Genomic DNA, 25016 nt, shown 5'->3' with positions numbered 1-25016 from the left:
AGGTGGGAGCGCGCAGCTTAGACGTTTCGCGCCCCCGGGTGTAGGGCGCTCAACGCTTGCGCAGAGACCGCCTTAAGCAATCCATCGCCCGCAATGCTAACGTGACCGGCACACACAAATGGAGATGCGTGCGTGCTGATGCTCAAGCTGCTGGTGATTCCGGGGTTTCTGTTGCTGATTTCCCTGGCCGGTAAACGCTGGGGACCAAGCGTGGCCGGTTGGCTGTCGGGGTTGCCGGTGGTGGTCGGGCCGATTCTGTTGTTCCTCGCCATCGAGCAAGGCCATGTGTTCGCCGCTCAGGCGGCAACGGCGGCGCTGTCAGCCATGTTCGCGATGATTGCCTTCTGCGTGACGTATGCCCAGGTCGCACAACGCTTGAGCTGGCCGTGGGCGCTAACGATGGCGCTGCTGGTCTGGGCGTCGGTGGCTGTTGTGCTGTCGCTGATCCCGCCATCGCTGGCGCTCTCGGTGATCGCCGCCGCCACCGCGTTGCTGGCCGCGCCGTACCTGTTTCCCTCGGTGCAACCCGTCGTTTCAGGCCCGGCGCCCAAATCCGACAAACTGCTGCTGCGCATGATGGCTGGCGCCCTGCTCACGTTGGCCGTGACGGTGCTGGCCAGCACCGTCGGCGAGCGCTGGAGCGGATTGCTCGCAGTGTTCCCGGTGCTGGGCAGTGTGATGGCTGTGTTTTCCCAGCAGACTCGCGGTCCGGCGTTTACGGCGGCGTTGCTGCGGGCTACAGCTACCGGGATGTATTCGTTCGCGGCGTTTTGTCTGGTGCTGGCGTTGGCGTTGCCGAGGTTCGGCTGGACGGGATTTGCATTGGGGATAGGCGCCTCGCTCGGGATGCTGTTGGTGACTAAACAACGGGCATTGCGCCCGGCGCCTTATCGTTTCAACGAACGGCAACGATGATCACCACACGCCTTGTGTAGCAGCTGTCGAGCTTGCGAGGCTGCTGCTACAAATCGCGATCCGTGGGATGATCGCCGTCATAGCGCGACCATCCCACGGAGAGTTTGAATGTCATTGTTGAGTAAAAAAGCCGTTGTTCTGCTGCTGACAGCGGCTGCCAGCCTGGGGGCCTTGAATGCGCAGGCGGCCAAGGCCACTACCAGCGACAAAGCGCCGACCCAGAAGGTCTCGATGCTCGGCGGCAAGTTCACCTTCACCCTGCCCAAGGGCTTCATCGCCAATCCGCTGCCGGCCGGCGACGCGGCCACCGGCACCGCCGGGGCGACGGGCACGATGTACACCAACCAGACCACTAAAACCGTGGTGATTGCCGCTGAAAACACCATTCCCGGCGGCGCCAACGTCAAGGACAACGACGGTGAGTTCCTCGACGCCACCGTGTCCGCCTTCGCCACCGAGCAACGCAACGCCTTGCCGGACTTCAACAAGCTGAGCGAAAAAAGCCTGACCCAGAAAAGCACGGGGCTGGGCCTGCGACAGATCGACAGCACCGCCACCCAAGGCGGCGGCATGACCCTCGACACCTCGCTGATGGCCGCCTCTGGCACTCGCATGGCCATCATTCAGGTCATCTCCCGTCCCAACGACAAAACCGGCCACGAAACGCTGGTGAACCAGATCATCACCGGCAAATAAACCCGACCGGCTCAGGGATTGAGGCGCTGCAACCAGGCGCTCAAATCCTGCATCTCGGTGGCGCTGATGCTGTGGCCGACACCTTCGTAGGCATGGAACTCGGGCTTGAGTGACAGGCGTTGCAACAGGCTGTCGGCCTCAGTGCCGTCGGTGTAGGGCAGGCGTTTGTCGGCGGTGCCATGACCGATGAAAATCGCCAGCGACTGGCGTTTTTCATCCGGTTTGAGTTCGGACTTGAGCACCGGCAGGATGCGCCCGCTCAACGCCGCAATGCCGCCCACCGCCTCGGGATGACGCAACGCGACTTCATAGGACATGATCGCGCCCTGGCTGAAGCCCACCAGGAAAACCTTGTCCGTTTCGGTGTGATATTTCTTTGCCGCTTGTGCCACGAAATCCAGCAGCACCTGGCCGCTAGCCTTCAGGTCGTCCGTCTCGCCGTTATAGGCGCCCTCGCCCTTTTTGCGAAACCACTGGTAACTGCCCTCTTCCAACGTCATCGGCGCCCGCACCGACAGGTAGGTGTACTGCGGCGGCAATTCATCCTTGATGCCGAACAGGTCCTGCTCGTTGCTGCCGTAACCGTGCAGGAAAATCACCAAGGGCTGGTTACGGGATTCAACGTTGGCCTGTTCCAGGTACTTGAGCGGCAGATCGGTGTGTAGCGGGATTTCAGCGTGGACGGCGGTGGACGCCAGGAGCGTGAGCAGAGCGAGAAACTTCAACATAAACCTTCCTTCACAGCGCGCAGGATTCGGGGCAGAGCCTAACATCTCTTCCCGCCGATGCACCGTTTCCCTCTGATGCACCGCGCCCCCGCAGGAGGCAGCGCCTACATGTTGAATCGCGTCGGGACGTCAGTCGTTGACCAGTTTCCCGACCCGGATCGGCTCACGTCCGGCGACTTTCGCCTGCCAGGTGCCCGGTTGCGTGTAGCGTCCGCGATCGATGGCAAACAGCACGCCGCTGGTTCCGGCGCACACGGTGGTGGCCCGGTCGCTCAATGGATCGACTACTTCAAACAACGCGTCGCCCCGCTCCACCCATTCACCTGAATTGCGCAGGAAACTGACCACCCCGTGATGCGGTGCAAACAGGTACTCGGTGCCTTCGAACGGCAGGCCCTCACAGCATTCGCTTGGCGCTGACGGCCAGGTGCCGGTGATGAAACCCTGTTCGGCGAGGAACCCCAGGATCGCCTCGCAGTTGGCCTGGGCCTGATCGACCCGTGTATCGCCCATGCTGCCCAGCTCCAGCGTGGTCGCCAGGTTGGCCGGCGGGATCGCTGCCTCGGGAAAGGCCCGTGCCAGGCGCAACCACGGCGTAGAGCACGACTCATCGAAAGAGCTGCCGCCGGAATCCTCACACAACAACGCCACCCCGGCCTTCAGGCGAGCCGCCAGGGAGCGCCATTGCGGCCAATGCTGCGGCAAGGCATACAGGTGAATCGCCGCGTCGAAATCGCAATGCAAGTCGAGGGTGATGTCGGCCTCGCAGGCGTGGCGCAGCAGCAAGCGGTGCATGGCTTCCAATTGCGAAAGCGGTGCCGGCAAACCATCGAGCACCTGCCCCATGGTCTGGCGAATCAGTACGATGTTGGCCTGGGCGTCACCACCCAATTGATCGCCGATCAACTCAGCCACCGGTGCGCTGAGTTCAACGAACGAGCGGTTGAAGTTCTTGCCGCTGCCCAATTCGAAGCGACCCATGTGGCTGCCTTGCAGGTGCTGATCGAGGCCGATGGGATTGGCTACCGGCACCAGTTCGATAATGCCCTGAAGTTGCCCCTGGGTTTCGAGCTCGGCCAGACGCTTCTTCAGTTCCCAGGCGGTGCGCATGCCCGGCAGTTCGTCCGCGTGCAGGCTGGCCTGGATGTAAACCTTGCGAGTACCCGCGCCATAACGAAACACGCTGAGCGTGCGTTCAGTCCCCAGATGGCTCCAGGGCAGTGAATGATCGATGCGTTGCATGGGGACTCCTGAATATCTGTGCGATGAGGCCATTCTTGTGGGAGCGAGCCTGCCCGCACCCACAAAGTCCAGCATGAAAAAATGGCCACCGCATCCACGGTGGCCACTTCTCTACGGCGTATTAATGGCCGTAAACATCGAAGTTGAAGTACTTGTCCTGCACTTGCTTGTACTTGCCGTTGGCGCGGATTTCCGTGATGGCGGTGTTGAATTTGTCTGCCAGCTCTTTATCGCCCTTGCGCACGGCAATACCGGCACCACCGCCGAAGTACTTGGCGTCTTCGTAGGTCGGGCCGACAAACGCGAAGCCTTTACCGGCATCGGTTTTCAGGAAACCGTCGTCCAGGTTGACCGAGTCGGCCAGCATCGCGTCAAGGCGACCGGCAACCATGTCCAGGTTGGCTTCCTGCTGGGAACCATAACGCACCAGGTCGATGCCGGCCGGCACCAGCACTTCGGTGGCGAAGCGGTCGTGGGTACTGGCGCGCAGTACACCCACTTTCTTGCCCTTGAGCTCGGTCAGCGGATCCTTGACGTCGGTGCCTTCCTTCATCACGAAACGCGCCGGGGTGTGGTAGTACTTGATGGTGAAATCGACGTTCTTCTTGCGGTCGTCGGTGATGGTCATGGACGACAGGATCGCGTCGATTTTCTTGACCTTCAGGGCCGGGATCAGGCCATCGAACTCTTGCTCGACCCAAGTGCACTTCACTTTCATCTGTTCACACAGCGCGTCACCGATGTCCACGTCGAAACCGGTGAGTTTGCCGTCGGGGGTTTTCATCGAGAATGGCGGGTAACCGGCTTCGATCCCGAGGCGAATCGGTTTGGCGTCTTCGGCCACGGCGGTCAGGGACAACATCGACAGTGCCAGGGCACCGAACATCACTCGCTTCTTCATTTATAACTCCTGTGTGCGGAGGCTTTTATTGGCAGCTTTCGATTGGCAACTTTCGGCTAGTGAAGACCGAAGTGGCCGGCAGTCTAGAGCGGCTACAGGAGGGCAAATTGTGTTTAGGCGACAAATACTTATAAAAAAGAAGCCGAGGGATTCGAGGCACTTGAAGTGTGCTCCGAGGTGGTGCAAGGACTGTAGGACAATCCTTTGCTTGAGACAAAACCTACACGTTTTCGGGTACTGATCCGATCGAAGAGTCGCACTGGCGATGAACCATTTTTTGCCTCACATTGACCCGCCAACCGCCCCCACAAGAGAAACGTGATGCCCGCGCTGAATCTGATCCAGCACCATCCTGCCGAAGGCCCCGGCGCCATTGCCGAATGGGCCCGGTCCCGAGGCATTACCCTGAACGTGTTTCGCGCCGACCTCGGTCAGTTGCCGTCGGTGAGCGCGACACCGCTGATTCTATTGGGTGGGCCTTATGAATCAGGTGCCGGGCCGGTATGGCTGGAAACAGAGCGTCAGTGGCTGGCGGGCAGCCTGGATCAGGGCGCGGCGGTGTTCGCGATTTGCCTGGGGGCGCAGTTGCTGGCGCTGAGCCTGGGCGGCAATGTGCGGCGGATGGCTCACACCGAAACCGGCTGGACTACCGTGACCTTTGCCGATGGCCAGACGCTGAAGGTGCTGGAATGGCACGAAGACGCGATCGATCTGCCGCCCTCTGCGCAGTTGCTGGCCAGCAGCGAGGTTTGTGAGCAGCAGATGTATCGCGTTGGCCCGACGCGGGTGGGGTTGCAGTTCCACCCGGAATGGAATGCTGAATCGGTGGCGATCCTCAATGAGCACTTTGGCGAGGAATCACCGTTGCCCCGGGAGCCGCAAGACAGCGCCGCTTATGCAACGGTGTTTGACTGGTTGCGGGTGACGCTGGATGGATGGTGGAGCGCTTCATCAGCTAATCGCCACATTTAGTCAGCATTCACACTTAATGGTCATCGCAATGGCGGGTTGCACCGCAACACTCAACTCAAACCCTTCATCCAGCCACCCGGTCACCCCGCCGATCATCTCCTTGACCGGGTAACCCAGTGCCGCCAGCTTCACCGCGGCCTTGTTGGCGCCGTTGCAGTGAGGTCCGGCGCAATAGACCACAAACAGCGTGGACTTCGGATAGTCCGCCAGGCTATCCGCTGTGATCAATCGACTCGGGATGTTGATCGCGCCTGGCACATGTCCGCGTTCGAACGCCAACGGTCCGCGCACGTCCACCAGAACAAAATCCACCTCGCCGGCCTCTTGGCTGCTGTAGACGTCGGAACAATCGGTTTCGAAGGTCAGACGATTGCTGAAGTGCATCAGGGCGATGGCGGACGGGGCTGCGGGAATCTCGCGAACCAGGCTAGGCATGGGCTGTACTCCAAAGTCTCAATGGGTGTGAGAAAACTTTATCTGCTCCGGCCTTGCCGCTACAGTGGCGCACAAGACACTCACCGGGAATTTTCCGCCAAATGCAGCCCACCCCAGGTTTAGTCGCGATTCTGGCCTACGACGGCCTCTGCACCTTCGAATTCGGCATTGCCGTGGAGATCTTCGGCCTGGCGCGGCCAGAGTTCGATTTCCCTTGGTACGAGCACCGCATCGTCGCCGTCGACCAAGGGCCGATGCGCGCCATGGGCGGCATTCAGGTGCTGGCCGACGGCGGGATGGAACTGCTTGAGCGCGCCCGAACCATCATCATCCCCGGCTGGCGCGACCGCAGCGCACCGGTGCCGGAGCCCTTGCTCGCCGCGCTGCGCCAGGCCCATGCCCGAGGCGCGCGGTTGCTGTCGATCTGTTCCGGGGTATTCGTACTGGCGGCCACCGGTTTGCTGGACGGTCACGGCGCCACCACCCATTGGCGCTACACCGCTGAACTGGCCGAGCGCTTCCCGAACATTCTGGTGGATCCGGACGTGCTGTATGTCGATTCTGGTCAGTTGATCACTTCGGCAGGCAGCGCCGCCGGCATCGATGCCTGCCTGCATCTGGTCGCGCGGGATTTCGGCACGCAGGTGGCCAACTCGGTGGCCCGGCGGTTGGTGATGTCGCCGCAACGCACCGGCGGCCAGGCACAGTTCATTCCGTCACCGGTCAGCCCGACACCGCGCAGCGATCTGTCGCGGGTCATGCAGTGGGCGCGGGAACGTCTGCATGAACCGCTGGAAGTTCGCGACCTCGCCAGCGAGGCGGCCATGAGTGAGCGCACGTTTCTGCGGCGGTTCACCGAAGCCAGCGGTATGCCCCCCAAAGCGTGGCTGCAGCATGAACGCCTGGCCCGGGCCCGCGAGCTGCTGGAGAGTACGAATCAAAACACCGACCAGATTGCCCAGCACTGCGGTTATCGCTCGGTGGAGAGTTTCCGGGTGGCATTTCGCAGCGTGGTCGGCGTGCCGCCTTCGGTGTATCGGGAACGGTTCGGGCACAAGGTCAGCGCTGTTTGAATGATCTCAGTCCAGGGCGTTACAGACCGCCCCAACACTCTTTATCAATGGCGATAAAAACAATAAGGACTCATGAGGAATCGCACTAACTTATCGCCAATCTTAATATCAAATATCTCGACTGCTCACCCGCCGCGATAAATAAAACGATATTAAAAATTACTCTTGCACAGCCCATTGCATATTTATCGGCGCCTGCTTAACTGCAAAAACTGCTGATGACAGCAGTGCCCGCAAACACCACGGAAGGAATCGTTATGAGCACTTCAACTCGCCATAGCATGCCCCCCTATGGGGTGGCCATCCAAGGCGCGATCAAGGCAGGCGACCTGCCGCAAATGAAGACGCTGTTGAAACAACGCGATGCATCCACACCAGAAAATAAAGAGCTAAAAACTGCTTACGAGCAGTTGGTTAAGGAAATCGCACGCCTGGAAAAGCACTAATAGCTATTTCCACGCCCCTTATTGCAATGGAGGCAATAATTATGTCTGGTTCCAATCAACAACCTGTCGGCTTGTTCCCACTCTGCTATCGAATTGGTACTTCGGCCGCGGGCGCACAAAACCTGGCACTCAATCTTCTGGTTTTTACCCCAGATCAAACGGTAAGCGGCACTGCCGAAATTACTCAGGCCACTAACCCGCCATTGGATGTGCACTCCGATGTCTGGGGCGAATACACCTACCTGACGGTCATGAGCCCTGGCGTCAGCAAGATCCTGATCACCGCTCAAGGTAATAACGGCGGCCCAGGCTCGAACTCAATCGTGAATTTCAAGCTGCTCTTGGTGGTCGGTAGCGACTGGAGAGAAGGCGTCGCCAATTACGAGTACTTCAATGGTGAACGGTGGGTCCAGGTCACTGCTCCCGCTCATCTTGTCGAGGCGGTACCCTCCAACGCTTATAAATCGGTGCCTTTGGAGCCCGGCCCGGTCATTCCAGCCTATCCACCGATCATGCCGCTGTACGCCGCACCGATTCAAAGTGCCATTGCCAGCGGTGACCTGGCCCAGATGAAAAACCTGGCCCGCCTGGCCCAACAACAACTGGATCAGCAACCCCAACTGCAGAGCGCGCTTGAAACGGCCAAGGGCGAAATCAGCCGGCAGGAACGCCGCTGACCCGCTCACGAAACATGCCCGAGTTGTCCAGAATACAAATAAGGGAGTAGCACCATGTCAATCGGACTTTTTCATACCCGCCTGAATGTCAGTAGTCACCTATTGGGCGCACCGGTTTTAACCCTGGACCTGCTGGTAGATACCGTAAAGAAAAAAGTCAGCGGGGTTGCCAGCATTTTCCAAAGCACCTATCCGCCTCTCAACTTCCGTGCCCGTGTATGGGGTGAATACTCCGAGGCCAAACTGGTGCCGACGGCCGAAAACCACATCATCCTCACCTTGGCGGGCAGCCCGAGCGGCCCTCTCAGCCAGATCGCCCAGACTTTCGGCTTGAAAGGCATTTTAGGCGCCGACTGGGCGAGCGGTTATGTCGACTACAAGTACCAGGACCAGGGTATCTGGCATTACGTGAAACACGCAGCTGTCAGCCAGGCCCCAGTGATTGAGCGCCCAGAGCATCCGCACCATGCGGTGCCGCTCTATGCCGTCGCGGTACAGCAAGCGCAAACCAGCGGTGACCTGGCGCAACTGAAGTCCGTGGTGAGCCAGGGTGAACAGCAATTGGCCAACAGCGGTGCCCTGCGCAGCGCTCTGGAGCAGCTGAACGCTGAAATCGCCCGCCTGGAGGCCCGCTAACCCCAGGCAGTTAAGCGCAACCCCCTGTGGGAGCAGGCAAGCCCGCTCCCACAGACTCCGCGCTATAGACCAACAACAAAAGGTAAATCCGGTCGCGCCATTGACTCAAGGAAGGCGCGAACACTTCGATGGATTCGTGCCGCGCACGCGTTGGTGCGCAAGGATTTCCCATGTCAGACAGTCGCCCTGCCCGCTACCTCAGTGAAACCGACCTCAAACGCTACGTGCCGGTGCATGTGGTCTGGGAAATCACTCTGGCTTGCGATCTCAAATGCTTGCATTGCGGCTCACGCGCCGGCCATCGACGCCCCGATGAACTGAACACCCGGGAGTGCCTGGACGTCATCGATTCCCTGGCGGCACTCGGCACCCGCGAGATCACCCTGATCGGCGGTGAAGCCTATTTGCGCAAGGACTGGACCCAACTGATCCAGGCTATCCACGATCACGGCATGTATTGCGCGATACAAACGGGTGGGCGCAACCTGACGCCCGCAAAAATGCAGGCAGCGGTGGACGCCGGACTCAATGGCGTCGGTGTGTCACTGGATGGACTGGCCCCACTGCATGACGCAGTGCGCAATGTTCCGGGCTCGTTCGACAAGGCGGTGGACACCCTGCGACGCGCCAAACAGTCCGGGCTTGCGGTGAGCGTCAACACACAAATCGGCGCGGCCACGTTGCCCGACTTGCCCGAGCTGATGGACCTGATCATCGACCTCGGCGCCACTCATTGGCAGATCCAGCTGACGGTCGCCATGGGCAATGCCGTCGATCACCCGGAGCTGCTGTTGCAACCCTACCAACTGCTGGAAGTGATGCCGTTGCTGGCGCGCCTCTACCGCGAAGGGGTTGATCGCGGCCTGCTGATGAACGTGGGCAACAACATCGGTTACTACGGCCCTTACGAGCACATGTGGCGTGGCTTCGGCGACGAGCGCGTGCACTGGAGTGGCTGCGCCGCCGGCCAGACTGTGCTGGCGCTGGAAGCCGACGGCACGGTAAAGGGTTGCCCGTCATTGGCCACGGTGGGGTTTTCGGGCGGCAACGTACGCAACATGAGCCTGCACGATATCTGGCATTACAGCGAAGGCATGCACTTTGGCCGCCTGCGGTCGGTCGACGACCTGTGGGGCTACTGCCGAGGCTGTTACTACAACGACGTCTGCCGTGGCGGCTGCACCTGGACCTCGCACTCCCTGCTCGGCAAACCCGGCAATAATCCCTACTGCCATTACCGCGCGCTGGACCTGCAAAAACGCGGGCTACGCGAGCGCATCGTCAAGCTCGAGGATGCGGCAAAAACCTCCTTCGCCGTCGGACGTTTTGATCTGATTACCGAGCGCATCGATACCGGCGAGAAGGTGAACAGCGTCAGCGACAGCGGCCAGGTGATCAAACTGGCCTGGGCGAACCAGGGCCAGAAATCGCCTGACGAAGGACGTATTCCACCGCAACTGGCGCTGTGTCGTGGCTGCTTGCAGTACATCCATGCACACGAAGTGACGTGCCCCCACTGCGACGCTGATGTCGCCGCCGCGGAAGCCGTGCACCAGACAGACCGTGCCCGGCAACAAGCGATCATCAACACCCTGACCGGCCTGCTGGGGTTGCCGCAAAATAACTTGATGTGACGTTTATGCCGACGCATCACCAGGGAAGCGACCTCGAAGATCGCTTCCCTGGCACATCACCCGGCATGCGGGTCTGCGCGTTGCGAAAAGGACGGTTACTGAGCCGTCGGGTGTTCGACGATCAGCGATTCGATGTTCATCTTTTTCGCCCGGGTCAGCGCCGCCGTTATTTCAGCTTGCCTGACCTGCGCCTCGGCCTGCGAACCGAACGGCCCGACCAGAATACGAACCTTTCCATTTTCCTTCACGACGTTGGGAACGAAGCTGTGCTCAATCAACCAACCGCTCAGGTCACTGACCGCCTGGGGTGTCTCGCCGCGCACTTCGACATCCCACTGCGGGCCCGTTACCGCCGCGGGAACGGAGGCGACTGCCGGTTGCGGCTTTTGAGCGTCAACCCCTTTATCCTCACCGCATCCGGCCAGCGTCAGTACCGCGATTACCAAGACCATTTTGCGCACAACGCTTTCCTCCGAATGCTTAAAGCGGCGATTTTAACATCCATGGATCCATCCCGAGTGCCGCAAAATGGGCTCAAAACAACGAGAATGATGGTGGCGGCCTCTGTATAGTTACACCTTGGGAATTAATGCAGCATCTGCGCGTCAGAAAGAGGCACCCAAACCGTGAAACTTCGCACTAATCTATATCTAATACCGACCTCTGCACTGTCCGAATCAGGTGCCCTACAAAGCAATCAAGGAGAAAACCATGCTGATACTCACCCGCAAAGTCGGTGAAAGCATAAACATCGGTGATGACATTACGATCACCATCCTGGGCGTTAGCGGCCAGCAAGTCAGGATTGGCATCAACGCCCCGAAAGACGTTGCGGTGCATCGCGAAGAAATTTATCAACGCATCCAGGCTGGCCTGACCGCCCCGGACAAGCCGCAAACGCCCTGAATCCTGCTGCAGTCAGTAGCCAGCCCATTCTGCCTCGAGTAACGGCTGGCTAAGATTCAAGTGCCGCATCGTTCTGCGCTCCGTCTCTCTTTGCGATGCCATCGCAACACGGAGCCGATACTACTGCCCTGGCTCCTGCCATGACTGTCAGACGTTTCGGATTTGCAGCGAGAAAGAGCGCTCCCCTGCCCGGTTAGCCAAACGTCACACCACGCGCCATGCCCGTGGCCGCCACGACCATCAGCACCAGCAACAGCGCCTCGATATGACTGATACGGGCAAACAGCGTTGCGCGCCCGGTATCTATAGCCGCGCCGCGCCCCAGCGCAATCCGCCATTTGATCAGCGTCACCATCGGTGCAATCTCAAGCAACAGGATGAACACCAAGAGCGTCATCTTGAGATGAAACAGGGGTTGGTGAAGATAGTAATCAGTGCCTTTTTCGTACCCGCCAAAGGCTCGTAGCCCACCCGTGATCAGCAGAGTGACTGCAGAGATCCCCCACAGATTATCTGCAATCAAAACACGGCGAGCGTCCCCTGCCCCGGCACTCAGACGACGTAACGCCGTACCGCGGGTCAGTACAGCCCAAAAACCCAGACCAAAGGCCAAGAGGTGAACCGCCGCCAGAAACCAGTGAGCCAGCATCGACATACTCCCATCAGGACAAAGTTGAATCAGCCTTACAGTAGTAGTCCATCGTGTCGGATTTGCTCACGCATGTAGCTGGGCTGATCTCCCGCACCTCGCCATCGGGCAAATTGCAGGCGAAAAAAAAACCGGGTTCCTGATGGATACCCGGTTTTTGAGAGTCCTGGACTTAATCCAGTCGTTTCGAGATCGAAGTACGAGCGCTGCTCAACCCTTTCGTGTTGTGATCGCCAGGCGTAGTGGCCGAAATGGCAGAGGCCTTGGCAACTCCTCGCGTGTCCCTGGAATGCGCAATGCCCGAAGTGACTGCGCCATGGCCACGGTCACTGTTACGTTCACTACCAAAGTGGTTGCCATTGACGCCACGGTCCCGGACGGCTTTGCCGGCGTGATCACTGCTCAAGCCTGCGCCACGGCCGACATGGGTGCCACTCAAGCCTGCGCCACGGCCGACGTGGTCGCTGCTCAAGCCTGCACCACGACCGACATGGGTGCCACTCAAGCCTGCACCACGGCCGACATGGGTGCCACTCAAGCCTGCACCAAGACCGACATGGTCGCTACTCAAGCCTGCGCCACGGCCATTGCTACTGACGCCGCCGGAATGGCCGGAACCGCCGTTGCCACCATGACCACCGCCGTTACCGCCGCCATTGCCACCACCGTTACCACCGCCGCCACCACCTCCATTGCCACCATCCTTCGCGTAGGCGGAGCTCATGATGGACAGTTCAGCGGGCAATAACGGGGCGGCTGCAAGCATCATCACGCAGGACATGACGGCAACAAAACTCTTGTTTTTTAATAGCATGGTGAGGTTCCGTGGAGGTTGATATTGCACGGAATAATTGACCGTCTCCCCCCCACACAGTTCAAAGGCCGGCGACCAGCGGGCAAGCAATGTGCAGTGATCGAACCGGCACACTGCTTCCCGCGATGTTGCGGGTCGTTATGCGGCAAGGGCGCGATTGAAATTTATCGCCCTCACTTCAATCGAATGCGCCATTGAGCACCTCGTAGATGATCCCGGTAGCGATGGCCACCAAAATCAAGTCAGTGCCAGCCTGCTGCCACTCATAGCCATCGTAGTGGGGAAGCTGGCCGAGCAGACGGCCATCGAGTTTTTTGGCGATCCCCGGCGGCAGAGGTTTACCGCGCGCGAGGTTTTTCTGAATACCGGGTGGCAAGGCGGGCCCAGGGCTCCAGTAGTCACGATAACCACCCACGATGCCAAGGACGCTACCGTGGTTGATGCTCGGGCCGTGACTCCAATCGTCCCCCCCTGAACCTTTCCCTTTGTTTCCATGGCCGGAGTTGCCATGGTCCTGGTTGTATTGTGGATTTCCCTTGCCACCTCCCTGGCCTTTCCCGTTTCCCGGGTCGGCCAATGCAGTCACTGAACCGGACACCAAGGCAAGACACGTCATAGCGGCGATCAACGAGCGAGATCTAAACATATCCGTTCTCTCCGAAAGGGGATGTCCCCTGAAGAATGTAGACGGCTATGGCGGTATTAGTTCAGCAACAGTGTTTACTGGAAGTAAGGCGCCGAGTTGGCGTTTTTGAGGATTTTGCAAAAGCCAGGTAAATCGCGGACAACAAAAAAGGGCCCACCTTTCGGTGAGCCCTTCCAGACCGCCCAGCAGAGCGGATTTTGTTTGGTAGGCGCGATTGGACTCGAACCAACGACCCCCACCATGTCAAGGTGGTGCTCTAACCAACTGAGCTACGTGCCTGCTGTGAGGCGGCATTCTACGGAATTCCGGAGGGGTGTCAACACCTTTTTTTCACCTAACCCTATGAATATGCAAAATATTTAATTTCGCTGTGGCAAAGAAGATTTTCCGGTGGCTGGCGGTCGATTTTTAACTCGGGTAGGATCAATGCACTCGTAAAATATATTAAACAGAGGCTGCAGGATGGCGAACACTCCCTACCCAGAGTCCTATTACGCCGCGTCGGCCAATGCAGCGCCAGCGCGCCCGGCCTTGCAGGATGATGTAGAGACTGATGTCTGTGTAATCGGCGCCGGTTACACCGGCCTGTCCTCTGCCCTGTTCCTGCTGGAAAACGGTTTCAAGGTTACGGTGCTGGAAGCCGCCAAGGTCGGTTTCGGTGCGTCGGGACGCAACGGTGGCCAGATCGTTAACAGCTACAGCCGTGATATCGATGTGATTGAGCGCAGCGTCGGCCCCAAGCAAGCTCAGTTGCTGGGGCAGATGGCGTTCGAAGGTGGGCGGATCATTCGTGAACGAGTGGCCAAATATAATATCCAGTGCGACCTGAAGGATGGCGGTGTGTTCGCCGCCATTACCGACAAGCAGATGGGCCATCTGGAGTCTCAGAAGCGCCTGTGGGAGCGTTTCGGTCATACGCAGCTTGAGCTACTGGATCAGCGTCGCATCCGCGAGGTAGTGGCTTGCGATCAATATGTCGGCGGCATGCTCGATATGAGTGGCGGGCATATTCATCCACTCAATCTTGCCTTGGGCGAAGCAGCAGCCGTGGAGTCGTTGGGCGGCACTATTTACGAGCAATCGCCGGCAGTGCGCATCGAGCGCAGTGCCAACCCGGTGGTGCATACGCCTCAGGGCAAGGTCAGGGCCAAATTCATCATCGTCGCCGGCAACGCGTACATCGGCAATCTGGTGCCGGAGCTGGCGGCCAAGTCGATGCCCTGCGGGACTCAAGTGATCACCACCGAACCCTTGGGCGATGAATTGGCCAAACGCCTGCTGCCTCAGGACTACTGCGTCGAAGACTGTAACTACCTGCTCGACTACTACCGCCTGAGCGCCGACAAACGCCTGATATTTGGTGGCGGCGTGGTGTATGGCGCGCGGGACCCGGCGAACATCGAGGCGATCATTCGACCGAAGATGCTCAAGGCCTTCCCGCAACTCAAGGACGTGAAGATCGATTACGCCTGGACCGGCAATTTCCTGCTGACCCTGTCGCGTCTTCCTCAGGTCGGGCGACTGGGCGATAACATCTACTACTCCCAGGGTTGCAGTGGCCACGGCGTGACGTATACGCACCTGGCGGGCAAGGTATTGGCCGAAGCATTGCGTGGTCAGGCTGAACGCTTCGACGCCTTCGCCGACCTCCCCCACTACCCGTTCCCCGGCGGGCAATTGCTGCGCACACCGTTCGCAGCGTTGGGCGCCTGGTATTACGGATTGCGGGACAAGCTCGGGGTCTGATCGACCGACTCAGGAGCGGCGACTTCTTGTAGCGAAGTCGCCGTCGAAGCCCAACAGATGTCAGTGGCGCGCAAAGTGACTCGGCCGTTGTAGCGCCGAGACTGGATGCAGAAGGATCAGAGCGCAAAGGCGCGAAAGAAGAAAAAGCCAAATCGCAGACACAAAAAACCCCGGTCTTTCGACCAGGGTCTTTGCTATCGACTCGAAGATTGCCAACGGCCTTCTTCGTAGCTTCAAGGCGTTCAGTGTGCCTTGAGGCAGATATGGCGCAGCGGACGGGACTCGAACCCGCGACCCCCGGCGTGACAGGCCGGTATTCTAACCGACTGAACTACCGCTGCGTATCGCTTTGAGCTGACGCTCAAGTAACTCGTCTGATTGAAACTTCGAGACTTTTCAATCTCGCTTTTCAATCTCGAACCAGGGTAAACCTGACTCGGAAAATATGGCGCAGCGGACGGGACTCGAACCCGCGACCCCCGGCGTGACAGGCCGGTATTCTAACCGACTGAACTACCGCTGCGCGTCGGTGGAGGCTTTTCAGCTTCCCTCTTGCTTACACAAGAGTCTCAAGAGTTGGTGGGTGATGACGGGATCGAACCGCCGACATTCTGCTTGTAAGGCAGACGCTCTCCCAGCTGAGCTAATCACCCTTTGCATCTCTGAGGCCGCGAAATTTACGCAGGTACCGAAGCTAAGTCAATACCCCGCTTGAAGTTTTTCTAAAAAAGACAAAATCGTGTCATTCCGGACGAGGCCGACAACCGTCAGACCGCTTTCGCGAGCACGCTCGCCCCCACAGTGGACCGCGCCTCTTCAGACAACAGGTTTTCTAATGTGGGAGCGACCCGACTCTCGGCGGTGAGCCGACGATGATGGCAACACATTCAACATCAATGCCGGGGACAGCGCCCCTGCCCTGTTACTCGCTGTAAATCATCTTCTTGGTCATGCCACCATCGACCACAAACTCCTGGCCTGTGACGAAACCAGCGTTCTTCGACAACAACCAGGCCACCATTGCCGCCACGTCCTCGACAGTCCCTACCCTGCCCGCCGGATGCTGCGCATGATCAGCGTCAGTCAGCGGTTCGGCGCGCCGTGCCGCTGGATCCCGCGCATCGATCCAGCCGGGACTGACCGCATTGACGCGAATCTCTGGCCCCAAACTGATGGCCAGGGCGTGAGTCAGGGCCAACAGGCCGCCCTTGCTCGCCGCATAAGCCTCTGTGTCGGGTTCCGACTGCGCGGCGCGGGTCGAGGCCAGGTTGACGATCGCGCCGCTGTGAGCGCGCAGGTACGGCGCACAGTGCTTGGCCAACAGCATCGGCCCACTGAGGTTCACTGCCAACACCCGGTTCCAGTAGGCCAGGTCGAGGCTTTCCAGGGTGATGTTGTGCGGATCGGCCACCGCCGCATTGCACACCAGCGCATCCAGACGCCCGAACTGCCCCAGCACCTCGGCCACACCCAGCGCCACCTGCGCTTCATTCGCGACGTCCATGGCGATGAACCAGGCGTTTTCGCCGAGCACCTTCGCCACTTTCGAACCACGCTCGCGATCCAGATCGGTCAACACCACCTGCCAGCCTTCGCTGATCAGCCAGGCCGCAATGCCCAGGCCAATGCCGCGCGCGGCACCGGTGACCAGCGCGACGCGGCCATGGGTACCCGTGGTCGGCGACGACAACTCGATCACAAGGCAGCCAACCCGCGCGCCAGATCGGCTTGCAGGTCTGCCACGTCTTCCAGACCGACCGCAATGCGAATCAGGCTGTCACGAATCCCCGCGGCTTCACGCTCTTGCGGCGCCAGACGGCCGTGAGAGGTGGTGCTCGGGTGCGTGATGGTGGTTTTGCTGTCGCCCAGGTTGGCGGTAATGGAGATCAGGCGAGTCGCATCGATAAAGCGCCAGGCGCCCTCTTTGCCGCCTTTGACCTCGAAGCTCACGACCGCACCGAAACCCTTCTGCTGACGCTGGGCCAGTTCGTGCTGCGGATGGCTCTTGAGGCCGGCGTAATGGACTTTCTCGATGCCGTCCTGCTGCTCCAGCCACTCAGCCAGTTGCTGGGCATTGGCGCAATGCGCCTTCATGCGCAGGCTCAGCGTTTCCAGGCCCTTGAGGAAAATCCAGGCATTGAACGGACTCAGGGTCGGCCCGGCAGTGCGCAGGAAACCGACGACTTCCTTCATCTGCTCGCTGCGACCCGCCACGACACCGCCCATGCAACGACCCTGGCCGTCGATGAACTTGGTCGCCGAGTGCACGACAATGTCCGCGCCCAGCTTCAGTGGCTGCTGCAGCGCAGGCGTGCAGAAGCAGTTGTCGACCACCAGCATCGCGCCCTTGGCGTGAGCGATTTCCGACAGGGCGGTGATATCCACCAGCTCGGCCAGTGGGTTGGAAGGCGATTCCACGAAAAGCAATTTGGTGTTGGCCTTGATCGCCGCATCCCAGCCGGACAAGTCCGCCAGAGCTACGTAATCGACTTCGATGCCAAAGCGCTTGAAGTACTTCTCGAACAGACTGATGGTCGAGCCGAACACGCTGCGCGACACCAGCACGTGATCGCCGGCACTGCACAGGCTCATTACCACCGCCATGATCGCGGCCATGCCAGTCGCCGTAGCCACGGCCTGCTCGGCGCTTTCCAGCGCGGCAATGCGCTCTTCGAACGCGCGCACGGTCGGGTTGGTGTAGCGCGAGTAAACGTTACCCGGCACTTCACCGGCAAAACGCGCAGCCGCGTCGGCGGCGGTACGGAATACGTAGCTGGAAGTGAAGAACATTGGATCACCGTGTTCGCCTTCCGGCGTGCGGTGCTGACCGGCGCGTACGGCCAGGGTATCGAACGCTACGCCTTCGAGGTCGCTGTCCAGCCGACCGGCATCCCAATCCTGACTCATGCTGTCACTCCTTGCCTTGCTCTTTATTTAGTAGATACAAAACCGGCCCCTCAGGGCCGGTAGTTACTCAGTTGTTGTACAGATCAATGATCGCACTGACTGCCTGGGTCTTGACCTTGGAGGCATCGTTACGTGCCTGCTCGATCTTGTTCAGGTAAGCCTCGTCGACGTCGCCGGTGACGTAATGGCCATCGAACACCGCGCAATCGAACTTGTCGATCTTGATCTTGCCGCCACCGACCGCTTCGATCAAGTCAGGCAGATCTTGATAGATCAACCAGTCAGCGCCGATCAGGTCGGCCACGTCCTGGGTCGAACGGTTGTGGGCGATCAGCTCGTGAGCGCTCGGCATGTCGATGCCGTAGACGTTCGGGTAACGCACGGCCGGGGCCGCGGAGCAGAAATAGACGTTCTTGGCGCCGGCTTCGCGCGCCATCTGGATGATCTGCTTGCAGGTGGTGCCACGAACGATGGAGTCGTCCACCAGCATCACGTTCTTGCCGCGGAATTCCAGTTCGATGGCGTTGAGCTTCTGGCGTACGGATTTTTTCCGCGCAGCCTGACCCGGCATGATGAAGGTCCGACCGATGTAGCGGTTCTTCACGAAGCCTTCGCGGAACTTGACGCCCAAGTGGTTCGCCAGCTCCAGGGCCGCGGTGCGGCTGGTGTCCGGAATCGGGATGACCACGTCGATGTCGTGGTCCGGACGCTCGCGCAGGATCTTCTCGGCGAGCTTCTCGCCCATGCGCAGACGCGCCTTGTAAACCGAAACGCCGTCGATGATCGAGTCCGGACGTGCCAGGTAGACGTGTTCGAAGATGCACGGGGTCAGCGACGGGTTGGTCGCGCACTGACGGGTGTGCAGCTTGCCGTCTTCAGTAATGTAGACCGCTTCGCCCGGTGCCAGGTCGCGAATCAGGGTGAAACCGAGCACGTCCAGGGAGACGCTTTCGGAGGCGATCATGTACTCGACGCCTTCGTCGGTATGACGCTGACCGAAAACGATTGGGCGGATGCCGTGCGGATCGCGGAAACCGACGATGCCATAACCGGTCACCATCGCCACGACTGCGTAACCACCGACGCAACGGTTATGCACGTCGGTGACGGCCGCGAACACGTCTTCTTCAGTCGGCTGCAACTTGCCACGCTGGGCCAGCTCGTGTGCGAACACGTTGAGCAGCACTTCCGAATCGGAGTTGGTGTTGACGTGGCGCAGGTCAGATTCGTAAATCTCCTTGGCCAATTGTTCAACGTTGGTCAGGTTACCGTTGTGCGCCAGGGTAATGCCGTACGGCGAGTTGACGTAAAACGGTTGAGCTTCGGCCGAGGTCGAGCTGCCCGCGGTCGGATAACGCACATGGCCAATGCCCATGTGGCCGACCAGGCGCTGCATGTGACGCTGATGGAACACGTCACGCACCAGGCCATTGTCCTTGCGCAGGAATAACCGGCCATCGTGGCTGGTCACGATACCGGCAGCGTCCTGGCCGCGGTGCTGGAGGACGGTTAGCGCGTCATACAGCGCCTGATTGACGTTCGACTTACCGACGATACCGACGATGCCACACATGCGACGCAACCCCTACTTAATGGATCTGAACTGAACACAACTCACTGAGGCGTTTTGGCCGTCGGCAAGAGGTGCTCCTTGAACGGAATATCAGCGGGTACGCTGATTCCGCTGGCAAGCCACTGACTGCTCCACCCGAGGATCAGGTTTTTGGACCAGTCTGCGACCAATAGAAATTTTGGCACGAGCTGTGACTCTTTCCACCACTCGTCCTGCTGTACCGGCCCCAGGCTCAACAGCCCGACCGCCACGACCACCAGCAACACGCCACGCGCCCCGCCGAAAGCCATGCCGAGGAATCGATCGGTCCCGGATAGCCCGGTGACGCGAACCAACTCGCCGATAAGATAATTGATCATTGCGCCTACGATTAAAGTGGCGACAAACATGATGGCACAGCCCGTGATCACACGAGCCGACGGCGTAGCAATATATCCGCCCAGGTACTCGGACAATGAACCACCGAACATCCAGGCAACGACTCCTGCGATGATCCAGGTCAGCAGCGAGAGTGCTTCCTTGACGAAGCCGCGGCTCAGACTGATCAAAGCGGAGATGGCGATGATTGCAACGATCGCCCAGTCAACCCAGGTAAATGGCACAGTGCAGCCTACAGACAGATGAGGCGGCGCATTTTAGCAGAGCCCATGGCTGTCGGTAAGCTGAGATTGTCAGTGCTTTTCAAATCGGGGTGATAGATTTAGCCGCGCTCAGGCTGGAAACGCACCACAAAACCCTTGAGGTTCTGCTGGCGACTCAACAAATCACGCAGACGATCGGCTTCCGCACGCTCGATCAGCGGCCCGACGAACACTCGATTCTTGCCATCGGCGGAGCGAATGTAGGCGTTATAGCCTTGGCTGCGCAGGGTTTTCTGCAAACTTTCAGCACTCTCACGGCTCGCCAGGCTTGCCAGTTGCACCGACCAGCTGACCGACAGGCCATTGGCATCGACGCGACTTGGAGTAGCGACCGGCTTGGTCGGTGCAACCGCGATTGGCTGGGCAGGTGCCGGCACAGGCTTGGCAACTGGCGCTGCTGGCGGCGCGACTGGCTTGGCAGCCGGCGGCGCTGGCGCTACGGGAGCCGTTGGTGCAATCGGTGCCGACGGCGCTTGCTGCTCGGCAATTTCGTCGTCGCTTGGCACAGGCTCTTGCGGCAATGCCTGTGGTTCAGGCACCGCGACCGGCTCGATCTGCACTTGCGGTAACGAGGAGGCATGCGGTGCGGCAGGCGCGTCGACCCTTACCTGGCGCTGTTCGTCCTGACGGGAAAACAGCATCGGCAAGAAAATCACCGCCAGCGCCACCAGCACCAAGGCACCGACCATGCGCTGCTTGTACGCCTTATCCAGCAAAGCCATTTGCCGCTTCCTCCGTGGAGCGCCGGGCCAGCCACTCAAGGGCCTCGGCGACACAATAAAATGATCCGAATAACAGAATCTCGTCGTCGCTCGTCGCCTGCGCGCACTGCCCTTCCAGGGCAGCGGCCACGCTGTCATAGGACGTAACCGAGGCGCCAAGGTTCTGCAACGCTGCGTGCAACTGAGCTACCGGCCGTGCCCGCGGCGAATCCAGCGGCGCGACGGCCCAATGCTGGACACTAGCATTCAATTCACCGACAACACCATCCAGGTCCTTGTCCGCCAACAACCCGAACACCGCCAGACGCTTGCCGGCCAGCGGTCGACTGGCCAGACGCCGAGCCAGATATTCTGCCGCGTGAGGGTTGTGCCCCACGTCCAGCAGCAGATTCAGACGCTTGCCCTGCCAGTCGAACTGCCGACGATCAAGACGACCGACGATCCGCGTCGCTTTCAACGCTTCAATAATCTGCGCATCCACCCAAGGCAAACCGAGCAGAAGGTAAGCCTGCAACGCCAGTGCAGCGTTTTCCATCGGCAGATCGAGCAATGGCAGATCGTGCAATTCGACCGCACGCCCTTGAGCATCAACGCCGCGCCATTGCCAGTTGTAATCGGTGATACCGAGGTCGAAATCGCGCCCACGCAGGAAAAACGGGCAATTGAGCTCGCGCGCCTTATCCAGCAGAGGTTGAGGAGGATTCAGATCGCCGCACAGTGCAGGAGCGCCCTGGCGGAAGATTCCGGCCTTTTCGAAGGCCACGGATTCGCGGGTATCACCCAGGTAATCCGCATGGTCGACACCAATGCTGGTGACCAGCGCGATATCGGCGTCCACCACGTTGACCGTGTCCAGGCGCCCGCCCAGGCCGACTTCCAGCACCACCGCATCGAGACCGGCCTGTTGAAACAGCCAGAACGCCGCCAGGGTGCCCATTTCGAAGTAAGTCAGGGATGTTTCGCCGCGACCCGCCTCGACCGCGGCAAAGGCTTCACACAGCTGCGCGTCAGTGGCTTCGACACCATTGACCTGCACCCGCTCGTTGTAACGCAGCAGGTGCGGAGAATTGTAGACACCCACGTTCAGGCCCTGCGACCGCAGCAATGAAGCCACGAATGCGCAGGTAGACCCTTTGCCGTTGGTGCCGGTGACCGTGATCACCCGAGGCGCCGGCTTGCCCAGCCCCATGCGGGACGCTACCTGTTGCGAACGCTCCAACCCCATGTCGATGGCCGAAGGATGCAACTGTTCAAGGTAGGCGAGCCACTCGCCAAGGGTGCGCTCGATCATAGGTTCGCAGGTACCGGTGGGACCACGATCGGCTCGACTGGCGCGGCGACGAATTTAGGCGTCGGCTTGCCGGTCAGTTGCGCCAACAGGTTGCCCAGACGGGGACGCAGCTCCTGACGAGGGATGATCATGTCGATCGCGCCGTGCTCCAGCAGGAACTCGCTGCGCTGGAAGCCTTCCGGCAGTTTTTCGCGAACGGTTTGTTCGATCACGCGCGGACCGGCGAAACCGATCAGGGCTTTCGGCTCACCGACGATCACGTCGCCGAGCATCGCCAGACTGGCGGAAACACCGCCGTAGACCGGGTCGGTCAGCACCGAGATGAACGGAATGCCTTCTTCGCGCAGACGTGCCAGCACCGCGGAGGTCTTGGCCATTTGCATCAGGGAGATCAGCGCTTCCTGCATCCGTGCACCGCCGGAAGCGGAGAAGCAGATCATCGGGCAACGGTTTTCCAGGGCGTAGTTGGCGGCGCGCACAAAGCGCTCACCGACGATGGCACCCATCGAGCCACCCATGAAGGAGAATTCGAAAGCCGACACCACGACCGGCATGCCCAGCAAGGTGCCGCTCATGGAGATCAGTGCGTCTTTTTCGCCGGTCTGCTTTTGTGCAGCGGTCAGGCGATCCTTGTACTTCTTGCCGTCACGGAATTTCAGACGGTCAACCGGCTCCAGGTCCGCGCCCAGTTCGGCACGACCTTCAGCGTCGAGGAAGATGTCGATGCGCGCGCGTGCGCCGATACGCATGTGGTGGTTGCACTTGGGGCAAACGTCCAGGGTCTTTTCCAGCTCCGGACGATACAGCACCGCCTCGCAAGACGGGCATTTGTGCCACAGACCTTCAGGCACCGAGCTCTTCTTGACCTCGGAACGCATGATCGAAGGGATCAGTTTGTCTACTAACCAGTTGCTCATGCTTTCTTTCTCCAGTACCGGCGGCCCGAACGCTCTGGTTCGCAGCCCCGCGTATGCCCTTGAGCTAAATTCATATGTGTAGCGATGATCGATGGATTGCCGGGTCAGCGAGACGCTGACCTGCGTACGACCCAAAAATTCTCAGCCATGCCTGCTTTGTGCAGGTGCACCTCTTTTGTACAGAGCAGTGGACGGCGGCAGTCTGCCAGCCGTCACATCAACGACGTGCTACCGCGTACCGCTTTGATGAATGCCTGAATCTTTGCGTGATCCTTGATGCCCTTGCTCGCCTCTACCCCTCCGCTGACGTCCACCGCGTAAGGCCGAACCCGGGCAATCGCCTCGGCGACGTTATCTGGCGTCAAGCCACCCGCCAGGATGATCGGCTTGCTCAAGCCTTGCGGTATCAGTGACCAATCGAAGGCTTCACCGGTTCCACCAGGAACACCTTCGACATAGGCGTCGAGCAAAATACCGCTGGCACTTGGGTATGCGTCACAAGCTGCCGCGATGTCATCACCGGCCTTGACCCGCAATGCCTTGATGTACGGTCGGTGCCAGCCTTCGCAATCAGCGGCGGTTTCGTCGCCATGGAACTGCAACAGGTCCAGTGGCACGGCATCGAGGATTTCCCCCAACTCGCAACGGCTGGCGTTGACGAACAAACCCACGGTGGTCACGAACGGCGGCAAGGCCTTGATGATCGCCCTCGCCTGCTGGAACGTCACGGCCCGCGGGCTTTTGGCGTAGAACACAAATCCGATGGCATCGGCCCCGGCCTCAACCGCCGCCAACGCATCCTCTATGCGGGTAATCCCACAAATTTTGCTGCGAACGGCCGACATGTCGATAGAACCTCAGGGCAATTGCGGGAAAGTCCCGGATGGTATCAAAAGCGTTCGAAGGCGTCAGCCGTCAAGTTCCGAGAAGCCGGTGAGGAAGTGTGGGCCGATGTAACGCTCGGGCAATTCGAACTCGTCGCGATACTCGACCTGCACCAGATACAGACCAAACGGATGAGCCGTCACCCCACCGGAACGGCGAATACGACTCTCCAGCACCTCTTTCATCCACTCCACGGGACGCTCGCCAGCACCGATAGTCATCAAGACGCCTGCGATGTTGCGCACCATGTGGTGCAGGAACGCACTGGCACGGATATCCAGCACGATCATTTTGCCATGGCGGGTAACGCGCAGGTGATGCAGCTCCTTGATCGGCGACTTGGCCTGGCACTGGCCGGCGCGGAAAGCACTGAAGTCGTGGGTGCCGACCAGATACTGGGCGGCCTCGGACATGCGCTCAACGTCCAGCGGGCGGTGGTTCCAGGTGATTTCTTCGTTCAGGTGCGCCGGGCGGATCTGATCGTTGTAGATCACGTAGCGATAGCGCCGGGCGATGGCTTTGAACCGCGCATGGAAATGCGCCGGCATGACCTTGGCCCAGCTGACGCTGATGTCGTGCGGCAAGTTGATGTTGGCACCCATGACCCAGGCCTTCATCGAGCGCTCAACCTGGGTGTCGAAATGCACCACTTGGCCGCAAGCATGCACACCGGCGTCGGTGCGCCCGGCGCAATGCAGCGACACGGGTGAGTCGGCGACTTTGGACAAGGCCTTTTCAAGAAGCTCCTGCACCGTGTCCACACCGGAGGCCTGACGTTGCCAGCCGCGATAACGCGAACCTTTATATTCAACGCCCAACGCGATCCGGAAAAAGCCGTCGGCCGCCATTTCGGCGGCCGGATTATCTATATTTGCCAAGGGGTGACAGCCTGCTGATCTACGCAAAGGCAGGCATTATAAGGCCGCCGGACCGGGATGCCAGTGTAACTGTGACACGGCGTTGA

Annotated in this window: 27 protein-coding genes and 4 tRNA genes; 10 read left to right on the top strand and 21 right to left on the bottom strand. The window is 59.8% G+C overall.

Annotation, left to right across the window (positions count from 1 at the left end):
* The first annotated feature begins 132 nt into the window (after positions 1-132).
* Entirely contained in the window at positions 133-915 is a 783-nt protein-coding gene (locus PGR6_RS10230; RefSeq protein ID WP_064617003.1) for a hypothetical protein, read from the top strand.
* 108 nt (positions 916-1023) lie between these two features.
* Positions 1024-1611 carry a hypothetical protein gene (locus tag PGR6_RS10225; protein WP_019649318.1) on the top strand — a complete coding sequence of 196 codons (588 nt, stop codon included), beginning with the start codon at positions 1024-1026 and terminating at the stop codon, positions 1609-1611.
* Positions 1612-1622: 11 nt separating this feature from the next.
* On the opposite strand, the gene PGR6_RS10220 is transcribed toward PGR6_RS10225, so the two are convergent.
* The 3 genes from PGR6_RS10220 to PGR6_RS10210 all read right to left on the bottom strand — a co-directional run bounded on the left by PGR6_RS10220 (position 1623) and on the right by PGR6_RS10210 (position 4482).
* Entirely contained in the window at positions 1623-2339 is a 717-nt protein-coding gene (locus tag PGR6_RS10220) for an alpha/beta hydrolase (protein WP_064617002.1), read from the bottom strand.
* A 129-nt stretch (positions 2340-2468) separates the two neighbouring features.
* Entirely contained in the window at positions 2469-3581 is a 1113-nt protein-coding gene (locus tag PGR6_RS10215; protein ID WP_064617001.1) for a succinylglutamate desuccinylase/aspartoacylase family protein, read from the bottom strand.
* Positions 3582-3702: 121 nt separating this feature from the next.
* Positions 3703-4482, bottom strand: a complete 780-nt coding sequence (locus tag PGR6_RS10210; protein ID WP_064617000.1) for an ABC transporter substrate-binding protein — start codon at positions 4480-4482, stop codon at positions 3703-3705.
* A gap of 321 nt (positions 4483-4803) precedes the next feature.
* On the opposite strand from PGR6_RS10210, the gene PGR6_RS10205 reads away from it, so the two are divergent.
* Positions 4804-5454: a type 1 glutamine amidotransferase gene (locus PGR6_RS10205; RefSeq protein ID WP_064616999.1), complete on the top strand. Its 651-nt coding sequence runs from the start codon at positions 4804-4806 to the stop codon at positions 5452-5454.
* On the opposite strand, the gene PGR6_RS10200 is transcribed toward PGR6_RS10205, so the two are convergent.
* Positions 5455-5889, bottom strand: a complete 435-nt coding sequence (locus PGR6_RS10200) for a rhodanese-like domain-containing protein (RefSeq protein ID WP_064616998.1) — start codon at positions 5887-5889, stop codon at positions 5455-5457. It lies immediately after the preceding gene.
* 101 nt (positions 5890-5990) lie between these two features.
* Here PGR6_RS10200 and ftrA point away from each other — a divergent pair, with 101 nt between their 5' ends.
* The 5 genes from ftrA (at position 5991) to PGR6_RS10175 (ending at position 10355) form a co-directional block, all read left to right on the top strand.
* Entirely contained in the window at positions 5991-6962 is a 972-nt protein-coding gene (ftrA, locus tag PGR6_RS10195) for a transcriptional regulator FtrA (protein ID WP_064616997.1), read from the top strand.
* Between the two features lie 257 nt (positions 6963-7219).
* The gene (locus tag PGR6_RS10190; protein WP_018928077.1) at positions 7220-7408 is read left to right on the top strand and encodes a DUF1843 domain-containing protein; all 189 of its coding nucleotides are present in this window, start codon (positions 7220-7222) and stop codon (positions 7406-7408) included.
* 41 nt (positions 7409-7449) lie between these two features.
* Positions 7450-8085, top strand: a complete 636-nt coding sequence (locus PGR6_RS10185) for a DUF1842 domain-containing protein (protein ID WP_064616996.1) — start codon at positions 7450-7452, stop codon at positions 8083-8085.
* A 54-nt stretch (positions 8086-8139) separates the two neighbouring features.
* Positions 8140-8721, top strand: a complete 582-nt coding sequence (locus PGR6_RS10180) for a DUF1842 domain-containing protein (RefSeq protein ID WP_018928079.1) — start codon at positions 8140-8142, stop codon at positions 8719-8721.
* 170 nt (positions 8722-8891) lie between these two features.
* Positions 8892-10355: a GDL motif peptide-associated radical SAM/SPASM maturase gene (locus PGR6_RS10175; RefSeq protein WP_064616995.1), complete on the top strand. Its 1464-nt coding sequence runs from the start codon at positions 8892-8894 to the stop codon at positions 10353-10355.
* A 95-nt stretch (positions 10356-10450) separates the two neighbouring features.
* On the opposite strand, the gene PGR6_RS10170 is transcribed toward PGR6_RS10175, so the two are convergent.
* Positions 10451-10816 carry an SPOR domain-containing protein gene (locus tag PGR6_RS10170; RefSeq protein ID WP_064616994.1) on the bottom strand — a complete coding sequence of 122 codons (366 nt, stop codon included), beginning with the start codon at positions 10814-10816 and terminating at the stop codon, positions 10451-10453.
* A 250-nt stretch (positions 10817-11066) separates the two neighbouring features.
* Here PGR6_RS10170 and csrA point away from each other — a divergent pair, with 250 nt between their 5' ends.
* A complete protein-coding gene (gene csrA / locus PGR6_RS10165; protein ID WP_007938114.1) occupies positions 11067-11261 on the top strand; it encodes a carbon storage regulator CsrA in 195 nt (64 codons plus the stop codon).
* 193 nt (positions 11262-11454) lie between these two features.
* Here csrA and PGR6_RS10160 read toward each other — a convergent pair whose 3' ends face one another.
* The 4 genes from PGR6_RS10160 to PGR6_RS10145 form a co-directional block, all read right to left on the bottom strand.
* Entirely contained in the window at positions 11455-11910 is a 456-nt protein-coding gene (locus tag PGR6_RS10160) for a DUF2214 family protein (protein WP_018928082.1), read from the bottom strand.
* 172 nt (positions 11911-12082) lie between these two features.
* Entirely contained in the window at positions 12083-12724 is a 642-nt protein-coding gene (locus PGR6_RS30360; RefSeq protein WP_225602806.1) for a hypothetical protein, read from the bottom strand.
* A gap of 178 nt (positions 12725-12902) precedes the next feature.
* On the bottom strand, positions 12903-13370 hold the full coding sequence (locus tag PGR6_RS10150; protein WP_007935023.1) for an anti-virulence regulator CigR family protein: 468 nt from the start codon (positions 13368-13370) through the stop codon (positions 12903-12905).
* 202 nt (positions 13371-13572) lie between these two features.
* Positions 13573-13649 (bottom strand) — tRNA-Val (locus tag PGR6_RS10145).
* Between the two features lie 183 nt (positions 13650-13832).
* Here PGR6_RS10145 and PGR6_RS10140 point away from each other — a divergent pair.
* On the top strand, positions 13833-15116 hold the full coding sequence (locus PGR6_RS10140) for an NAD(P)/FAD-dependent oxidoreductase (protein ID WP_018928085.1): 1284 nt from the start codon (positions 13833-13835) through the stop codon (positions 15114-15116).
* A 264-nt stretch (positions 15117-15380) separates the two neighbouring features.
* Here PGR6_RS10140 and PGR6_RS10135 read toward each other — a convergent pair.
* The 12 genes from PGR6_RS10135 to truA form a co-directional block, all read right to left on the bottom strand.
* A tRNA-Asp gene (locus PGR6_RS10135) sits at positions 15381-15457 on the bottom strand.
* Between the two features lie 105 nt (positions 15458-15562).
* Positions 15563-15639 (bottom strand) — tRNA-Asp (locus tag PGR6_RS10130).
* Between the two features lie 54 nt (positions 15640-15693).
* Positions 15694-15769, bottom strand: a tRNA-Val gene (locus tag PGR6_RS10125).
* 269 nt (positions 15770-16038) lie between these two features.
* Positions 16039-16815 (bottom strand): SDR family oxidoreductase, encoded by a 777-nt coding sequence (locus PGR6_RS10120; protein ID WP_018928086.1) that lies wholly within the window; start codon positions 16813-16815, stop codon positions 16039-16041.
* Positions 16812-18023: an O-succinylhomoserine sulfhydrylase gene (locus PGR6_RS10115; RefSeq protein ID WP_018928087.1), complete on the bottom strand. Its 1212-nt coding sequence runs from the start codon at positions 18021-18023 to the stop codon at positions 16812-16814. The genes PGR6_RS10120 and PGR6_RS10115 overlap by 4 nt, the downstream gene beginning before the upstream one ends.
* A 67-nt stretch (positions 18024-18090) precedes the next feature.
* Positions 18091-19596, bottom strand: coding sequence for an amidophosphoribosyltransferase (gene purF / locus PGR6_RS10110; protein WP_018928088.1), 1506 nt, complete (start codon positions 19594-19596; stop codon positions 18091-18093).
* A 41-nt stretch (positions 19597-19637) separates the two neighbouring features.
* On the bottom strand, positions 19638-20198 hold the full coding sequence (locus PGR6_RS10105; RefSeq protein WP_018928089.1) for a CvpA family protein: 561 nt from the start codon (positions 20196-20198) through the stop codon (positions 19638-19640).
* A gap of 98 nt (positions 20199-20296) precedes the next feature.
* Positions 20297-20959, bottom strand: coding sequence for an SPOR domain-containing protein (locus PGR6_RS10100; protein WP_018928090.1), 663 nt, complete (start codon positions 20957-20959; stop codon positions 20297-20299).
* Positions 20943-22250, bottom strand: a complete 1308-nt coding sequence (folC, locus tag PGR6_RS10095) for a bifunctional tetrahydrofolate synthase/dihydrofolate synthase (protein WP_064616992.1) — start codon at positions 22248-22250, stop codon at positions 20943-20945. Before folC ends, PGR6_RS10100 begins: the two co-directional genes overlap by 17 nt.
* Positions 22247-23167 (bottom strand): acetyl-CoA carboxylase, carboxyltransferase subunit beta, encoded by a 921-nt coding sequence (gene accD, locus PGR6_RS10090; RefSeq protein WP_007935172.1) that lies wholly within the window; start codon positions 23165-23167, stop codon positions 22247-22249. The genes folC and accD overlap by 4 nt, the downstream gene beginning before the upstream one ends.
* 212 nt (positions 23168-23379) lie before the next feature.
* Complete coding sequence (locus PGR6_RS10085) at positions 23380-24012, bottom strand: phosphoribosylanthranilate isomerase (RefSeq protein WP_018928092.1); 633 nt, start codon at positions 24010-24012, stop codon at positions 23380-23382.
* A 63-nt stretch (positions 24013-24075) separates the two neighbouring features.
* Positions 24076-24900 carry a tRNA pseudouridine(38-40) synthase TruA gene (gene truA, locus PGR6_RS10080; protein WP_018928093.1) on the bottom strand — a complete coding sequence of 275 codons (825 nt, stop codon included), beginning with the start codon at positions 24898-24900 and terminating at the stop codon, positions 24076-24078.
* Between the last annotated feature and the right edge of the window lie 116 nt (positions 24901-25016).

This window comes from Pseudomonas sp. GR 6-02 (assembly GCF_001655615.1).
In the GTDB taxonomy this organism is placed as follows: domain Bacteria; phylum Pseudomonadota; class Gammaproteobacteria; order Pseudomonadales; family Pseudomonadaceae; genus Aquipseudomonas.
This window is presented reverse-complemented; position numbering and strand designations above follow the sequence as displayed.

Coding starts and splice junctions, on each gene's coding strand:
- PGR6_RS10225 (WP_019649318.1), top strand. CDS start 1,024: ATGTCATTGTTGAGTAAAAAAGCCGTTGTTCTGCTGCTGACAGCGGCT.
- PGR6_RS10220 (WP_064617002.1), bottom strand. CDS start 2,339: ATGTTGAAGTTTCTCGCTCTGCTCACGCTCCTGGCGTCCACCGCCGTC.
- PGR6_RS10215 (WP_064617001.1), bottom strand. CDS start 3,581: ATGCAACGCATCGATCATTCACTGCCCTGGAGCCATCTGGGGACTGAA.
- PGR6_RS10210 (WP_064617000.1), bottom strand. CDS start 4,482: ATGAAGAAGCGAGTGATGTTCGGTGCCCTGGCACTGTCGATGTTGTCC.
- PGR6_RS10205 (WP_064616999.1), top strand. CDS start 4,804: ATGCCCGCGCTGAATCTGATCCAGCACCATCCTGCCGAAGGCCCCGGC.
- PGR6_RS10200 (WP_064616998.1), bottom strand. CDS start 5,889: ATGCCTAGCCTGGTTCGCGAGATTCCCGCAGCCCCGTCCGCCATCGCC.
- ftrA (WP_064616997.1), top strand. CDS start 5,991: ATGCAGCCCACCCCAGGTTTAGTCGCGATTCTGGCCTACGACGGCCTC.
- PGR6_RS10190 (WP_018928077.1), top strand. CDS start 7,220: ATGAGCACTTCAACTCGCCATAGCATGCCCCCCTATGGGGTGGCCATC.
- PGR6_RS10185 (WP_064616996.1), top strand. CDS start 7,450: ATGTCTGGTTCCAATCAACAACCTGTCGGCTTGTTCCCACTCTGCTAT.
- PGR6_RS10180 (WP_018928079.1), top strand. CDS start 8,140: ATGTCAATCGGACTTTTTCATACCCGCCTGAATGTCAGTAGTCACCTA.
- PGR6_RS10175 (WP_064616995.1), top strand. CDS start 8,892: ATGTCAGACAGTCGCCCTGCCCGCTACCTCAGTGAAACCGACCTCAAA.
- csrA (WP_007938114.1), top strand. CDS start 11,067: ATGCTGATACTCACCCGCAAAGTCGGTGAAAGCATAAACATCGGTGAT.
- PGR6_RS10160 (WP_018928082.1), bottom strand. CDS start 11,910: ATGCTGGCTCACTGGTTTCTGGCGGCGGTTCACCTCTTGGCCTTTGGT.
- PGR6_RS30360 (WP_225602806.1), bottom strand. CDS start 12,724: ATGCTATTAAAAAACAAGAGTTTTGTTGCCGTCATGTCCTGCGTGATG.
- PGR6_RS10150 (WP_007935023.1), bottom strand. CDS start 13,370: ATGTTTAGATCTCGCTCGTTGATCGCCGCTATGACGTGTCTTGCCTTG.
- PGR6_RS10140 (WP_018928085.1), top strand. CDS start 13,833: ATGGCGAACACTCCCTACCCAGAGTCCTATTACGCCGCGTCGGCCAAT.
- PGR6_RS10115 (WP_018928087.1), bottom strand. CDS start 18,023: ATGAGTCAGGATTGGGATGCCGGTCGGCTGGACAGCGACCTCGAAGGC.
- purF (WP_018928088.1), bottom strand. CDS start 19,596: ATGTGTGGCATCGTCGGTATCGTCGGTAAGTCGAACGTCAATCAGGCG.
- PGR6_RS10100 (WP_018928090.1), bottom strand. CDS start 20,959: ATGGCTTTGCTGGATAAGGCGTACAAGCAGCGCATGGTCGGTGCCTTG.
- folC (WP_064616992.1), bottom strand. CDS start 22,250: ATGATCGAGCGCACCCTTGGCGAGTGGCTCGCCTACCTTGAACAGTTG.
- accD (WP_007935172.1), bottom strand. CDS start 23,167: ATGAGCAACTGGTTAGTAGACAAACTGATCCCTTCGATCATGCGTTCC.
- PGR6_RS10085 (WP_018928092.1), bottom strand. CDS start 24,012: ATGTCGGCCGTTCGCAGCAAAATTTGTGGGATTACCCGCATAGAGGAT.
- truA (WP_018928093.1), bottom strand. CDS start 24,900: ATGGCGGCCGACGGCTTTTTCCGGATCGCGTTGGGCGTTGAATATAAA.